The following is a 13,593-nucleotide window of genomic DNA, read 5'->3' as shown; positions in this document are numbered from 1 at the left end:
CAAAACCACACCTCGGAAACGCCCGTTCTAGAGCCTTCGCCCAGAACAATCAATTCCGTTGATTATTACCATTGTCTTTATGAACTTTTATATCGACTTATCGAGAGTAGCATTGCCCTCGTACCCACTTTATCGCCCTCCCAAGGAGCAACGACCATGAAACGCCAATTACTGATGAGCCTGTCCCTTTCACTGCTGGCCTCCACGGCTTTCGCCCTGCCAGCCTCAGAACAAGCCACGCCACAGGTAAAGGACAGCCATTCTGTCTACAGCCAGACTGTTGCTGAAGGTGGTCGTGATCGCCTCGAAGAAAAAGGCTTGGTCGAGGGTGGTTCCGAGCGCACCCCACAAGGCCAGACCCTGGCAGCCGACGGTACCGAGCGCACTCCACAAGGCCAGACCCTGGCAGCTGACGGCACCGAGCGCACTCCACAAGGCCAGACCCTGGCAGCTGACGGCACCGAGCGCACTCCACAAGGCCAGACCCTGGCAGCTGACGGCACCGAGCGCACTCCACAAGGCCAGACCCTGGCAGCTGACGGCACCGAGCGCACTCCACAAGGCCAGACCCTGGCAGCTGACGGTACCGAGCGCACTCCACAAGGCCAGACCCTGGCAGCCGACGGCACCGAGCGCACTCCACAAGGCCAGACCCTGGCAGCTGACGGTGGTGACCGTGTGATCGAACGCAACAGTGCAGTGAGCTGAGCCCATGGTGGCCCAGAAAAAAGCCCGATTCCTCCAATCGGGCTTTTAACTTTTCAAACCCTTCGTTTTCCCCGCCTGATCCCTCTCTACCGTTCGACGTCGGCAAAGCCGATTTGCTAGAGTGCGTCGCTCCCGTGAATCAGAAACCAGCCTTGCGATGCTGCCCCGCGCCGAACAGAAACAACAGACCCGAATTGCCCTGATGGACGCAGCCCGCCATTTGATGGAGTGCGGCCGGGGGTTCGGCAGCCTGAGCCTGCGGGAAGTCGCCCGGACAGCCGGCATCGTGCCCACCGGGTTCTACCGGCACTTCGACGACATGGACCAACTGGGCCTGGCACTGGTCAGCGAAGTCGGCCAGACCTTTCGCGAAACCATCCGCCTGGTACGCCACAACGAATTCGTCATGGGCGGCATTATCGACGCGTCGGTGCGGATCTTTCTCGATGTGGTGCAGGCCAACCGATCGCAGTTCCTGTTCCTGGCCCGCGAGCAATACGGCGGCTCCCTGCCGGTGCGCCAGGCCATCGCCCAACTGCGCGAAGACATCAGCTCGGACCTGGCAGCCGACCTGGCCTTGATGCCCAAGCTGCAGCACCTGGACCTGGCCGCCTTGGGCGTGATGGCCGACCTCATCGTCAAGAGCGTGTTCGCCACCCTGCCGGACATCATCGACCCACCCGCCCAAGCCCTCCCCGAACACCTCACGCCCCAGGCGAAGATTACCCAGCAACTGCGGTTCATCTTCATTGGCCTCAAGCATTGGCAAGGGCTGGGCAGCACCGAATAAATGTCAGCATGCGCTCTCTGTGGGAGCGAGCCTGCTCGCGATGGCGGCGTCTGAGCCCCTTGATTGCTCACCTGACACACCACCTCCCGAAAAACCACGCGACGGATGCTCTGTGATGTAAGAAAAGGTGCATCTCTCCATCAAACATTCAAATCAAAAAATCGCAGCTTTCGGCAGCCGCTAGGCAATTTCTGTAGGACCTGCCGACGGCTGCGATCTTTTGGTGCTTTTCCCCGCCAAACCCTCGGACATTTCCTTCAACACGCCGGGCTGTTCATGAACTAGGCAGCGCTCTCGAGCGCCGCTAACCTTTGTTCGTCATCGCAAAAAACGGTGATACGGACGTGCAAGTCCGATCTAGGAGCGTATTCGTTATGGCTATTCGCCGAGCATTTTTCTATGCTCGCTGACTATTATGGCGGCTGCGCGTGGGAGATCTTCGGGTCTGCCGGGTTCCTGGACCGGTCTTGCACACCTACGTACAGCTGCCACCCATTTTTCGACGTGCAATCGGAGGGTGCCGGCTCCACTTCCAGGATTTTCATTATGTTCAAAGCAACTCCGAATCCCCCGCCAAACAGCCACAAGTCCCGCGTCCAAGCGCAGGAAGAAAAGAAGCTCGATGACGCCGCCACCCGCGCCCTCGATTACTACCTCAAGCCCAAGCCCGCCTCACCGCCCGAACCTGACAAAAACCAGCTCTTCATCGTGTCCCCCCACATCGACACCGAAACCCTGCTCGCCAACGCCTCCGAAGACCTGCCCTCCATCAGCACCATCGCCGCCGACCTGGCTGACGACGTGGACGATTCACGCCGCTGCGTCGCCCTGGCCATCAGCCGGATGGCCGATGGGGTGCAATTGTTGGTTGAGCGGGCGTTGGATCATCTGGAAACCAAGGAGATGGCGGCGCCTAGTGCCAAGGTGTAGAGCGTTGCATTGATGCAGGCTGAACCGACGCTATCGCGAGCAGGCTCGCTCCCACAGGGTTGTGTGTAGAACCGAATCTCAAGTTCAACGCCAATCCACTGTGGGAGCGAGCTTGCTCGCGATAGCGGTCTGTCAGTGGCATTGATAGTGGCTGATCCACCGCTATCGCGAGCAAGCTCGCTCCCACAGGTTCTTTTTTGTGCCAGCCGCAAAATGGTGCGCAGCATCTCGATACGCACCAACATGGCACGCTATCCGCCCCACCCTGAAACGCCATCCCAGCTATTTCCTACACCTCTTTCGGTTGGCAAGCCCCTTGCTCTAAACACAGCACTGTTCATTGCTGGAAGCACTCCGATGCTGGTGATTCACCGCAGAATCGACACTCAACCGCGCTGGGACGCTGAGCTGCACCTGACCTTTGACGCCCGTAGCAAAAGCCGCCTGCGCTGTTTCAGTGCCGGGGGTGAAGACGTGGGGTTGTTCCTGGAACGAGGCCAACCGCCGCTGTACGACGGCGAATGCCTGCAAGCTGAAGACGGGCGCATCGTGCGCGTTTGCGCCCGCGCCGAACAACTGCTGCACGTCACCTGCGCCAACGCCTTCGAACTGACCCGCGCCGCCTACCACCTGGGCAATCGCCATGTCGCCTTGCAAGTGGGCGATGGCTGGTTGCGCCTGCTGGACGACTACGTACTCAAGGCGATGCTCGAGCAACTGGGCGCCCGCGCCGAATCCATCGAAGCCCCGTTCCAGCCGGAACACGGCGCCTACGGCGGCGGTCACCATCACTCCCGGCACGGCGACGAAGATTTCAACTACGCGCCGCGCCTGCATCAGTTTGGCGTGCGCACATGAACCCGGCCTGGGCGCTGCTGCGTCTGGCCAGCCCGCAGTTGCCGATTGGCGGCTACAGCTATTCCCAGGGGCTGGAGATGGCAGTGGACAACGGCCTGGTCAAGAATTGCGACGACGCCCGGCGCTGGATCAGCGATCAACTGCTGCTGAACCTGGCGCGTTTCGAAGCGCCTTTGCTGCTGGCGCACTGCAGCGCAGCCGCCGCTGACGATTGGGACGCCCTGCTGCTGCATTGCGAAGAACACCGCGCCAGCCGGGAAACCCGTGAGCTGTATCAGGAAAGCCGGCAGATGGGCTACTCGTTGCAGCAACTGCTCGCCGGCCTGCCGGAACTCGACGGTGCCGCGCGCGGCTTTCTTGAACAGCTCAGTCTCCAACAACGCAGCGAGCCGCACCTGGCCTTGTGCTGGGCCCTGGCGGCGCGCGCCTGGCATATCGCCCCCCAGGACGCCCTCGCCGCCTGGCTGTGGAGCTGGCTGGAAAACCAACTGGCGGTGCTGATGAAAACCCTGCCCCTGGGCCAGCAAGCCGCCCAGTGCCTGACCAGCGAACTGCTGCCGCTGCTGCAACAGGCCCAGCACGACACCTCGAACATCGCCCCCAACCATTACGGCAGCGCCGCCTTTGGCCTGTCCCTGGCGTGCATGGCCCATGAGCGCCAGTACAGCCGTCTGTTCCGTTCCTAGGAGACACTCATGAATACACAACCTCTGCGCGTCGGTATCGGCGGCCCGGTAGGTTCCGGCAAGACCGCCCTGACCCTGGCCCTGTGCCTGGCTCTACGTGAACGCTACAACCTGGCAGTGGTCACCAACGACATCTACACCCGCGAAGACGCCGACTTCCTGGTGCGCAACGAGGCCTTGGCGCCGGAGCGGATCATCGGAGTGGAAACCGGCGGCTGCCCGCACACGGCGATTCGCGAAGACGCGTCGATCAACCTGGAGGCGGTGGACCAGTTGAACCGGCGCTTCCCGGGCCTGGACCTGATCCTGGTGGAATCGGGCGGCGATAACCTGTCGGCGACCTTCAGCCCGGAATTGTCGGACCTGACCATCTATGTGATCGACGTCTCGGCCGGTGACAAGCTGCCGCGCAAGGGCGGGCCGGGCATCTGCAAATCCGACCTGCTGGTGATCAATAAAATCGACCTGGCACCGCTGGTGGGTGCGTCCCTGGAAATGATGGACAGCGACACCCGGCGGATGCGCAACGGCAAGCCCTTCGTGTTCAGCAACCAGAAGACCGGCCAGGGCCTGGACGACATCATCGCCTTCATCGAGCGCCAGGGTCTGCTGACCGCCGCCTGATCTTTCCGACTGACCACAAGGAAGCTTATCCATGACCTTCAAACGCCTCCTCGGCGCCCTCGCCCTGCTGCTGACCCCGGCCCTGGCCTTCGCCCACCCAGGCCATGGCGACAATGGCCTGATCGCCGGCCTCGGCCACCCCATCGGCGGGCTCGACCACTTGCTGGCAATGCTGGCTGTCGGCTTGTGGGCCGCGCAACAACAAGGCGCCGCGCGCTGGGCGCTGCCTTGCACCTTCGTCGGTACGATGCTGCTCGGCGGCCTGCTGGGCTTTGAAGGCCTGGACCTGCCGGCGCTGGAAAGCGGGATCGCCGCCTCGGTGCTCGCCCTCGGCCTGGCGGTGGCATTGGCGGTGCGTCCGCCATTGAGCCTGGCAGTCGGTGCGACGGCACTGTTTGCGCTGTTCCATGGCGTGGCCCATGGCTTGGAACTGCCGGACATGTCGAGCCCATGGGCCTATGCGGCAGGATTCGTCGCAGCGACGGCGGCGTTGCATGGCGCCGGGTTTGCCCTGGTGCGGGTGTTGCCGCGAGCGGCGGCGCCGTTGGTCCGATTGGCCGGGGCGGCTTCGGCGGCGGCTGGGGTTTGGTTGCTGGCGGGTTGACTTTTTAGCGCCTGCCGGGCCGCTATCGCGAGCAAGCTCGCTCCCACAGTTTGATCGGATACACCAGCCCTTGTGGGAGCCAGCCTGCATCCACACTTTGATCGGTGTACACCGGCCCCTGTGGGAGCCAGCCTGCATCCACACTTTGATCGGTGTACACCAGCCCCTGTGGGAGCCAGCCTGCATCCACACTTTGATCGGTGTACACCAGCCCCTGTGGGAGCCAGCCTGCATCCACACTTTGATCGGTGTACACCAGCCCCTGTGGGAGCCAGCCTGCATCCACACTTTGATCGGTGCACACCGGCCCCTGTGGGAGCGAGCTTGCTCGCGATGACGGACTTGCAGGTGCCATCTCTCTGGAGTCGGTCACTCTGCTACCATGTCGCGCAATCGCCCCCAGCCGTGACGACGTCCGCCAATGCCTCATGCTTCCCGCCCCGCTCCCCAGCCTGAATTGACCGCCCTGTTCGCAACGGTGCGTCAGCATTTTCACGACGTGATCGTGCCGATGTGGCAAGGCCCGGGCTGGAATGCCGAACTGGCGTTGCCCTATGAATCCCTGGATGCCGAACATGCGCCGCTGCCACCCCAGCGCTACCGCGCCATGGCCTGTGCGCGGCAGTTGTATGTGTTCGCCAGCCTGATCGGCGAAGTGCCCCAGGCCGAGGAACGGGCCAGTGCACTGTTTCGCTCGCTGCAGCGTCATTTCCACGATGCCGAACACGGCGGCTGGTTCTACAGCATCGACCCGCAAGGCGCGCCGCTGGACACCGGCAAAGACCTCTACACCCACGCCTTTATCCTGTTCGCCTGCGCCCATTACTGGGGCAAGGTCCGCGAACCGCTGGTGGAATCGGTGCTCAACGCGAGCCTGGAGGTCATTGCCCGGCGCTTTGCCAACGCAGACGGCCTCTACGAAGCCAGCCTCAAGCGCGACTGGTCAACGACCGGATCCGGCCCGTTGCAAAACCCCTTGATGCACCTGGCCGAAGCGTTCCTCGCCACCCTGTCGGTCCGCGAAGACGCCAACGTCCGCCAGGCGCTGCTGAGCCTTTGCGACGGGATGTCCAAGCAGTTCATCGAGCCGCAGCAACGCGTGATGATGGAGAAGCCGCTCAAGGCTGTGGATAACTGGTTCGAACCGGGGCACCAGTTCGAATGGTATTACTTGCTGGCCTCATCGCCCTTGTTGCGTAACGGCAAGTTGCACACAGCCCTGGCGCACAGCCTCGGCCATACCGAACAACGCGGCGTCGCGCCGGACTCCGGCGCGGTGTGTGCAATGCTGGCCTTGGGATCCCAGGCAGGCCCACGCGATGCCACCCAACGCATCTGGGCCCAGGCGGAATACTTGCGGGCACTCACCTTGCGCCCGGGCAACCAGGGGCTGCTGCTGCGTCAATTGCAGGCGCTGCAGCAACATTTCCTGCATGCCAAGGGCTGGAACGAATGCCTGGACGCCGACGGCATCGTCAGCCGCCGGGACATGCCGTCCACTACGCCGTATCACCTGCTGACCTGCTATCGCGGGCTGGCCGATTATCTGGCGTAACGCACCTTTGTGGCGAGGGAGCTTGCTCCCGCTCGGCCTGTAGGAGCTGTCGAGCGAAGCGAGGCTGCGATCTTTCCAAGATCAAAAGATCGCAGCCTTCGGCAGCTCCTACAGCGCGGCCCAGCGGGAGCAAGCTCCCTCGCCACAAAAGCTCATCCACACACCATTCCCTACGCCTTGTTGCGCTCAATGGCGAAACCGGCCCAGGTCTGGCTCACCGGCATCAGCTCCAGGCTGTTGATGTTGATGTGCGCTGGCGCATTGAGCACCCAGAAAATCGTATCGGCGATGTCCTGTGGCTGGATCGGCTCGGCGCCGGCATAGGTCGCGTTGTAGCGCTCCTGGTCGCCACCGAAGCGCACCAGGGAAAACTCGCTCTCGCACAGGCCCGGCTCAATATTGCTCACCCGCACGCCCGTGCCTTGCAGGTCGCAACGCAGGTTCAGGGAGAACTGTTTGACGAACGCCTTGCTCGCGCCATACACGTGGCTGCCCGGGTACGGGTAGTTGCCGGCGATGGAGCCCAGGTTGACGATCCCGGCCCCACGGCCGTGGGCGATCAGGCGCGGCAACAGCAGGCGAGTGCTGTAGAGCAGCCCTTTCACATTGGTGTCGACCATGGTGTCCCAGTCATCGAGGTCGCACTTGGGTGCCGGGTCGACGCCCAGGGCCAGGCCGGCGTTGTTGATCAGCCCGCGCAACTTGGCGAAGGATGGCGGCAGGTTGGCGATGGCCTCTTCCATGGCCTTGCGATCACGCACATCCAATACCAGGCCATGGACTTCAGTCTGCTTCGACAGCTCGGCACAGAGGGCATTGAGGCGTTCTTCACGACGACCGGTCAGCACCAGTTTCCAACCGGCCTCGGCAAAACGACGGGCACAGGCTTCACCAAAACCGGACGTCGCGCCGGTAATAAACAGGGTGTCAGACATCGTGTTCTCCTTGTTTGAACTTCAACAGCCATTAAATGGAAATCGGCCCACAGCATGCCCGCCCTGGCACGGTAGGGGCAAGGCTTGCACACGGCTTTTGCCCAACGACTGCTCATAAAACAACCAATCAACGCCAGGCCTTGTCAAACAAGGGCCGCAGCCGGTTGCCCGCACCTTATCCACAGGCACGTCCACAGTAATCGGGGGCAAGTGCAAAACCCGCAAGCCGCTGTGCATAAGGCTTTGCGGGGTATTTGGAAAATTTTTTCGCTTGACCCTGCAAGTGAGGTTGTGCAGCGCAAGTTATCTGCTATAAGCCAATGCGAGATGGGCGATGGCTCCAAGCCAGTAACGACGGTGCTCAGCGCAGTCTTTCCAGAGTTTAACCACAGACTTATCCACAGCCTTGTCCATCGACTTTCGAGCCCATTGCAGCGTGCATAAAAGTGTTGACAACAGCCACTCCCGCTTGACTAAAAACGCCTGATCAAAAAACGATCACAGCCCTGCAAGCCACGTATTCAAAGGCTTGCAGCCAGCTACTCCCACGTTACCCACAGCCAGCTCCACAGCAAACGGGGACAAGTCAAAACCGTGACAAAACAACTGTTTGCGGCGACTTTATGTCGCGGTTTCGCAGGGGCTCAGGATTGTTGTCCACAATTGCAAAAACGCATAAAAAACCTGTGGGAGATTCTATGTTGCAGGGCAACCCTGCAACATAGGCTTCGGCTGGTATTCGCTCTGATTTTTCATCAAGGCAAATGCCACCCGGCAGAGCTTGCGAGCAAGCACCACCAATGCCTGGGTTTTTGAGAAACCTCTGACCAGGTACGACTCATAAAACGGTTTCCATCTAGGCGAGCGACATGCCGTCATTGCAGCGATATGAGCTAAGCGGCGTATTTCTGGATCCCCCTTTTTACTCAGGTACCGGGGACCGTTCTTTTTTCCAGAATCATCGACCCGCAGGTCCATCCCTAAAAACGCGATAAATGCATCGCTGTCCGCAAAATCACCTCGCATAAAACTCGTCGCCAACCCAGTTGCGACCAGTTCACCAACGCCTTCGATGGCTTTGCAGCGGTCGATATTCGCCTCAATTCCCGACTCTTTGCTGACTTTTTGTAGCAACTTCTGGATGGCCTGAATCGCCTCTTTAAACGCTTTTTGCTGAGCAATCAGCGCTTTTTTTAACAAGGGTTCGTCGGCCCAGCTCAACATAAGACCCGCGTGATTCTTGACCAGCGTCGCGCGCCGATGAAGCAGGCTTTTTAATGTCGTGTAGGCCTTCGGTGGCGGGTTCCAGAGCCGCAGCTCGTGCTGTTCATTGGTCAAATACCGCGCCAGCAGACGGGCATCACAAGGATCGTTCTTAGCTCTTTGGCCGATGCCGCGACGATAGTTGCTCACCCGGTAAGCATCCACGACATAGACCTGATGACCCATCGCGTGAGCCAGCTCGACGGTATCCAGGTGATAGATATTGGTGGCTTCAACGGCAAGAGCGCTTTGGGCGGGCAACGTTTTTAGCCAGCGTTTGAGGGCTGTTCGATCATTCTTGATAGTGTCGATGGTTTGCAGATCAGAGCGATAAACAACAATTTCGGCCTTGGCTATATCGATACCAACAACCGTCTGCGAGGTAAGGATTGTCATGACGAATCCTCGGAGCTAGGGTTTAGGTGCTTGTTGGGGTCTACCTTTGCGCTGGCTTGTCTCTATCGTCGGTTTTACCGATGAATTCCTTATTGGCGCTTTGGGTAGAAAGGGCGGGACGAGAAGTCTCCCACGGTCCGTACTGGCTAGAGTCGGAATCGAGCTTTTAGTCCCGCCCACCCCTTCAAGTCTAAACATACAAGCGAGCTTGCTCGCGAAGGCGGTGTATCAGACACATGGCGTGTCGACTGACCCACCGCTTTCGCGAGCAAGCTCGCTCCCACAGGGTTGGTGGTGTTTTGGAGAGATAAAAAAACCGGCGATCACTCGCCGGTTTTTTTCATTGCAACCGCCGCCTCAATGCCCGCCCAGGTACGCGTTGCGCACCTCCTCGTTGGCAAGCAGCTCCTTACCCGTGCCGGTCAGGCGGATTTCGCCGTTGACCATCACATAGGCCCGGTCCGAGAGCTTGAGGGCGTGGTTGGCGTTCTGTTCCACCAGGAAGATGGTCATCCCGGTGGACGCCAGCTCACGCAAGGTGGCGAAGATCTGTTTCACCACGATTGGCGCCAGCCCCAGGCTCGGCTCATCAAGCAGCAACAACTTTGGCCGGCTCATCAATGCCCGGGCGATGGCGAGCATTTGCTGCTCGCCCCCGGACATGGTCATGGCCCGCTGGTTGCGGCGCTCCTTGAGCCGTGGAAACAGCTCGAACATGCGCTGCATGTCTTCGCTGGCGTACTTGTCACCGATGGGAATGGTGCCCATCAGCAGGTTCTCCTCGACGGTCATGTCCGGGAATACCCGCCGCCCTTCCGGCGACTGCGCGATGCCGTTGGAGGCAATGTAGTGCGACGACTTGTGGGTGATGTCCACACCCTGGTAGATGATCTGCCCGCCTGCTGCACGCGGCTGGCCGAAGATCGACATCAGCAACGTGGACTTGCCGGCACCGTTGGAGCCGATCAGGCTCACCGTTTCACCTTCGCCAATGTGCATCGAGACTTTTTTCAGGGCCTGGATCGGCCCGTAGAACACGTCCAGCTCCTTGAGCTCGAGGATAGGTCCACTCATACCAGTTCCTCTTCATCGGCACCCAGGTAGGCCGCGATCACCTTCGGATCGTTGCGAATCGCCTCGGGACCGCCCTCGGCGATCACGTTGCCGTGGTCCAGCACCACGATGTGGTCGGAAATGCTCATTACCATGCCCATGTCGTGTTCGATCAGCACCACGGTCAGATCATGCTCGTCGCGCAGCAGCCGGATCATCGCACTCAGCGCTTCGGTTTCCTGAGGGTTGAGGCCGGCGGCCGGTTCGTCGAGGCAGATGATCTGCGGGCGCGTGCACATGGCCCGGGCGATTTCCAGGCGCCGTTGCTGACCATAGGAAAGCTCGCCCGCCAGGCGGTTGGCGCAATCCACCAGGTCCACTACTTCCAGCCAATAGAAGGCATGGTCCAAGGCGTCGCTTTCGGCCTTGCGGTAGCCCTTGGTGTTGAGGATGCCCGCCACCATGCTGCGGTTGACCCACATGTGCTGGGCCACCAGCAGGTTTTCCAGCACCGACATTTCCTTGAACAGGCGAATGTTCTGGAAGGTGCGCGCCAGACCGGCGCGGTTCACCAGGTGAGTGCCGCCGAACATCTTGTAGTACAGCCGGCTGGCGAAGGCTTTCGGCGACACGAAATCAGTCGGGCGAAACGCCTCGCCCAACAGCTTGATGACGTTGGTTTGCTCGCCACGCACGTTGAGCTCGATCTTCCCGCCCGAAGCCTTGTAGAAACCGGTCAGGCAGTTGAACACCGTGGTCTTGCCCGCACCATTGGGGCCGATCAGGGCAAAGATCGAGTTGCGTTTGACTTGCAGGCTGACATCGCTGAGGGCCCTGATGCCACCGAACTGCATCATCAGGTTTTCAACTTTGAGTACGACTTCGCTCATGGCGCTACCCCCTTGCGCGGCGTCACCCCGGTACGGCTGATACGGATCAGGCCGCGTGGACGCCAGATCATCATCAACACCATCAATACGCCGAACAGCAGCACCCGGTATTCAGAGAAGCTGCGCAGCAGCTCCGGCGCCACGGTGAGCACGAACGCGGCAATCACCACGCCGACCGTCGAGCCCATGCCGCCCAGCACCACGATGGCCAGGATCAGCGCCGACTCGAAGAAGGTGAACGAAGACGGGTTGACGAAGCCCTGGTAACTGGCAAAGAACACCCCTGCCAGGCCCGCTGTGGAGGCGCCAATGGTGAAGGCCGAGAGCTTGACCAGCACATGGTTCAGGCCCATGGAGCGGCAGGCGATTTCATCCTCGCGCAAGGCTTCCCAGGCACGCCCGACTGGCATGCGGGTCAGGCGATGCTTGATATAGAGCACCAGCAGTACAACGATGAACAGCACGATGTAGATGAACAGGAATTTCAGGTTCGGGTTGTAATCGATACCGAAGAACTCATGGAAGGGCACCCCGCCATCTTTCGCTCTTCGACCAAACTCCAGGCCGAAAAAGGTAGGCGACGGCACGGGCATGCCATTCGGCCCGCCGGTGAACGACAGCCAGTTGTTGAGTATCAAGCGAATGATCTCGCCAAAACCCAGGGTCACGATGGCCAGGTAGTCACCGTGCATTCGCAACACCGGGAAACCCAATATGCACCCCGCCATCGCCGCCGCGATGGCCGCCAGTGGCAGTACCGTCCAGAACCCCAGCCCCAGGTATTGATAGCCCAGCGCCAGGCCATAGGCACCAATGGCGTAGAACGCCACGTAACCCAGGTCGAGCAACCCCGCCAGGCCGACCACGATGTTCAGGCCCAGGCCCAACAGCACATAGATCAGCCCGAGGATGACCACCGTGAGTACGTATTTGTTGGCGAAGAACGGAAACACGATGGCAATCACGATCAACGCCGGGATGATCCAGCGCAGGCGCGACTTGTAGTCGGGCGGCAGCACATGCACACCGGAGCCGGTGCTCTCGAACCCCTGGAGAATCTTCAGCCCCTTGGGGGTTTGCAGGAACAGGCTCAAGGCAAAGCGCCCGATCATCACGATCGCCACCAGCCAGCCGACGCGGGCCGGTTGCAGGTTGAAGCTGTAGCCGTCGAGCACCACGCCGACGATCGGCCCGAACACGATCAGCGAGATCAGGCCGGCCAGGATCGCGTCAATGACGCTCTTTTTGATATCAAGCGGTTTATTGGCAGCAGACATACTTATACCTTCGCCACGAGTGGGCGACCCAGCAGGCCTTGGGGACGGAAAATCAGAATCAGCACCAGCAGCGAGAAACTGAACACGTCTTTGTAGTCAGAGTTGATCAGACCGGAGAACAGCGACTCGGAAATGCCGAGGATGATCCCGCCGAGCATCGCCCCAGGCAGGGAGCCAATGCCGCCGAGTACCGCCGCGGTGAACGCCTTGATGCCGATGATGAAGCCGGCATAGAAGTCGAACGTGCCGTAGTTCATGGTGATCAGCACGCCGGCCAGGGCCGCCATGGCCGCACCGATGATGAACACGTAGGAAATCACCCGGTCGGTGTTGATCCCCAGGATCGACGCCATCTTGCGGTCTTGCTGGGTGGCGCGGCACATGCGTCCGAGCTTGGTGTACTTGATGATGTAGGTCAGCAAGGCCATCCCGGCGAACGCGGCAATCAGAATGAAAATCTTGGTGTAGGTGAGCTGGACGAAACCGCTGCCGATGTCGACGCGCATGGCGCCTTCGAGCAGTGTCGGGACACCCTGTTGGCGGGCGCCCTGGCTGATCTGTGCGTAGTTCTGCAGGATCAGCGAGATGCCGATGGCACTGATCAGCGGTGCCAGGCGGGTCGAGTTGCGCAGGGGTTTGTAGGCGACGCGTTCGATGACCCAGCCATATACCCCGGTGACCACGACCGTGAACACGAGGGTGCCGAGGATCATAAGCGGAAAGGATTCAATACCGAAGTAAGCCAGCAGAGCCAGACTGATTGCCGCGAGGTAAGCGGAAATCATGTAAACCTCGCCGTGGGCGAAGTTGATCATGCCGATGATGCCATAGACCATTGTGTAGCCGATGGCGATCAGACCATAGACCGACCCGAGGGTCAGGCCATTGATCAGTTGCTGCAGGAAAATACCATCCATAACGCAATCTCACGCAGTGAGAACCTGCACACCCAGGGGTGTGCGGTTCTTCTAAGGAAAATACAGATTTACGTCGGAGCAGTGTCAGGCAGGACCGTCGACGTGGC

The 13,593-nt window shown here is 60.4% G+C and carries 14 protein-coding genes; 8 read left to right on the top strand and 6 right to left on the bottom strand.

The features are described from left to right. The first annotated feature begins 156 nt into the window (after positions 1-156). The 8 genes from LOY50_RS03135 to LOY50_RS03100 all read left to right on the top strand — a co-directional run bounded on the left by LOY50_RS03135 (position 157) and on the right by LOY50_RS03100 (position 6,755). Entirely contained in the window at positions 157-708 is a 552-nt protein-coding gene (locus LOY50_RS03135) for a hypothetical protein (protein ID WP_258690272.1), read from the top strand. A gap of 157 nt (positions 709-865) precedes the next feature. Further along, positions 866-1,498: a TetR family transcriptional regulator gene (locus LOY50_RS03130; protein ID WP_014336338.1), complete on the top strand. Its 633-nt coding sequence runs from the start codon at positions 866-868 to the stop codon at positions 1,496-1,498. A 546-nt stretch (positions 1,499-2,044) separates the two neighbouring features. After that, the gene (locus LOY50_RS03125; protein ID WP_253471292.1) at positions 2,045-2,428 is read left to right on the top strand and encodes a DUF6124 family protein; all 384 of its coding nucleotides are present in this window, start codon (positions 2,045-2,047) and stop codon (positions 2,426-2,428) included. A 357-nt stretch (positions 2,429-2,785) separates the two neighbouring features. Next, on the top strand, positions 2,786-3,286 hold the full coding sequence (gene ureE / locus LOY50_RS03120) for an urease accessory protein UreE (protein ID WP_253471291.1): 501 nt from the start codon (positions 2,786-2,788) through the stop codon (positions 3,284-3,286). Next, positions 3,283-3,972, top strand: a complete 690-nt coding sequence (locus LOY50_RS03115; RefSeq protein WP_258690271.1) for an urease accessory protein UreF — start codon at positions 3,283-3,285, stop codon at positions 3,970-3,972. Before ureE ends, LOY50_RS03115 begins: the two co-directional genes overlap by 4 nt. A gap of 9 nt (positions 3,973-3,981) precedes the next feature. Beyond that, on the top strand, positions 3,982-4,596 hold the full coding sequence (gene ureG, locus LOY50_RS03110) for an urease accessory protein UreG (RefSeq protein ID WP_003197309.1): 615 nt from the start codon (positions 3,982-3,984) through the stop codon (positions 4,594-4,596). Between the two features lie 31 nt (positions 4,597-4,627). Beyond that, on the top strand, positions 4,628-5,200 hold the full coding sequence (locus LOY50_RS03105) for a HupE/UreJ family protein (protein WP_253471282.1): 573 nt from the start codon (positions 4,628-4,630) through the stop codon (positions 5,198-5,200). A gap of 421 nt (positions 5,201-5,621) precedes the next feature. Next, positions 5,622-6,755, top strand: coding sequence for an AGE family epimerase/isomerase (locus LOY50_RS03100; protein WP_258690270.1), 1,134 nt, complete (start codon positions 5,622-5,624; stop codon positions 6,753-6,755). Between the two features lie 170 nt (positions 6,756-6,925). On the opposite strand, the gene LOY50_RS03095 is transcribed toward LOY50_RS03100, so the two are convergent. From LOY50_RS03095 to LOY50_RS03070, 6 genes are all read right to left on the bottom strand, one after another. Beyond that, positions 6,926-7,690 (bottom strand): SDR family oxidoreductase, encoded by a 765-nt coding sequence (locus tag LOY50_RS03095; protein ID WP_014336332.1) that lies wholly within the window; start codon positions 7,688-7,690, stop codon positions 6,926-6,928. Between the two features lie 696 nt (positions 7,691-8,386). After that, positions 8,387-9,349, bottom strand: a complete 963-nt coding sequence (locus LOY50_RS03090; RefSeq protein ID WP_018603751.1) for an IS110 family transposase — start codon at positions 9,347-9,349, stop codon at positions 8,387-8,389. A 357-nt stretch (positions 9,350-9,706) separates the two neighbouring features. Continuing rightward, positions 9,707-10,423 carry an ABC transporter ATP-binding protein gene (locus LOY50_RS03085; RefSeq protein ID WP_053117959.1) on the bottom strand — a complete coding sequence of 239 codons (717 nt, stop codon included), beginning with the start codon at positions 10,421-10,423 and terminating at the stop codon, positions 9,707-9,709. Then, positions 10,420-11,292: an ABC transporter ATP-binding protein gene (locus LOY50_RS03080; protein ID WP_214511432.1), complete on the bottom strand. Its 873-nt coding sequence runs from the start codon at positions 11,290-11,292 to the stop codon at positions 10,420-10,422. Before LOY50_RS03080 ends, LOY50_RS03085 begins: the two co-directional genes overlap by 4 nt. After that, positions 11,289-12,569, bottom strand: a complete 1,281-nt coding sequence (gene livM, locus LOY50_RS03075; protein WP_253471276.1) for a high-affinity branched-chain amino acid ABC transporter permease LivM — start codon at positions 12,567-12,569, stop codon at positions 11,289-11,291. Before livM ends, LOY50_RS03080 begins: the two co-directional genes overlap by 4 nt. 2 nt (positions 12,570-12,571) lie before the next feature. Next, positions 12,572-13,486 (bottom strand): ABC transporter permease subunit, encoded by a 915-nt coding sequence (locus LOY50_RS03070; RefSeq protein WP_053181516.1) that lies wholly within the window; start codon positions 13,484-13,486, stop codon positions 12,572-12,574. Positions 13,487-13,593: the final 107 nt, after the last annotated feature.

The organism is Pseudomonas sp. B21-010, from assembly GCF_024749325.1.
In the GTDB taxonomy this organism is placed as follows: domain Bacteria; phylum Pseudomonadota; class Gammaproteobacteria; order Pseudomonadales; family Pseudomonadaceae; genus Aquipseudomonas; species Aquipseudomonas kilonensis.
The sequence above is the reverse complement of the archived record's forward strand: the minus strand, read 5'-3'. Positions and strand labels throughout refer to the sequence as shown.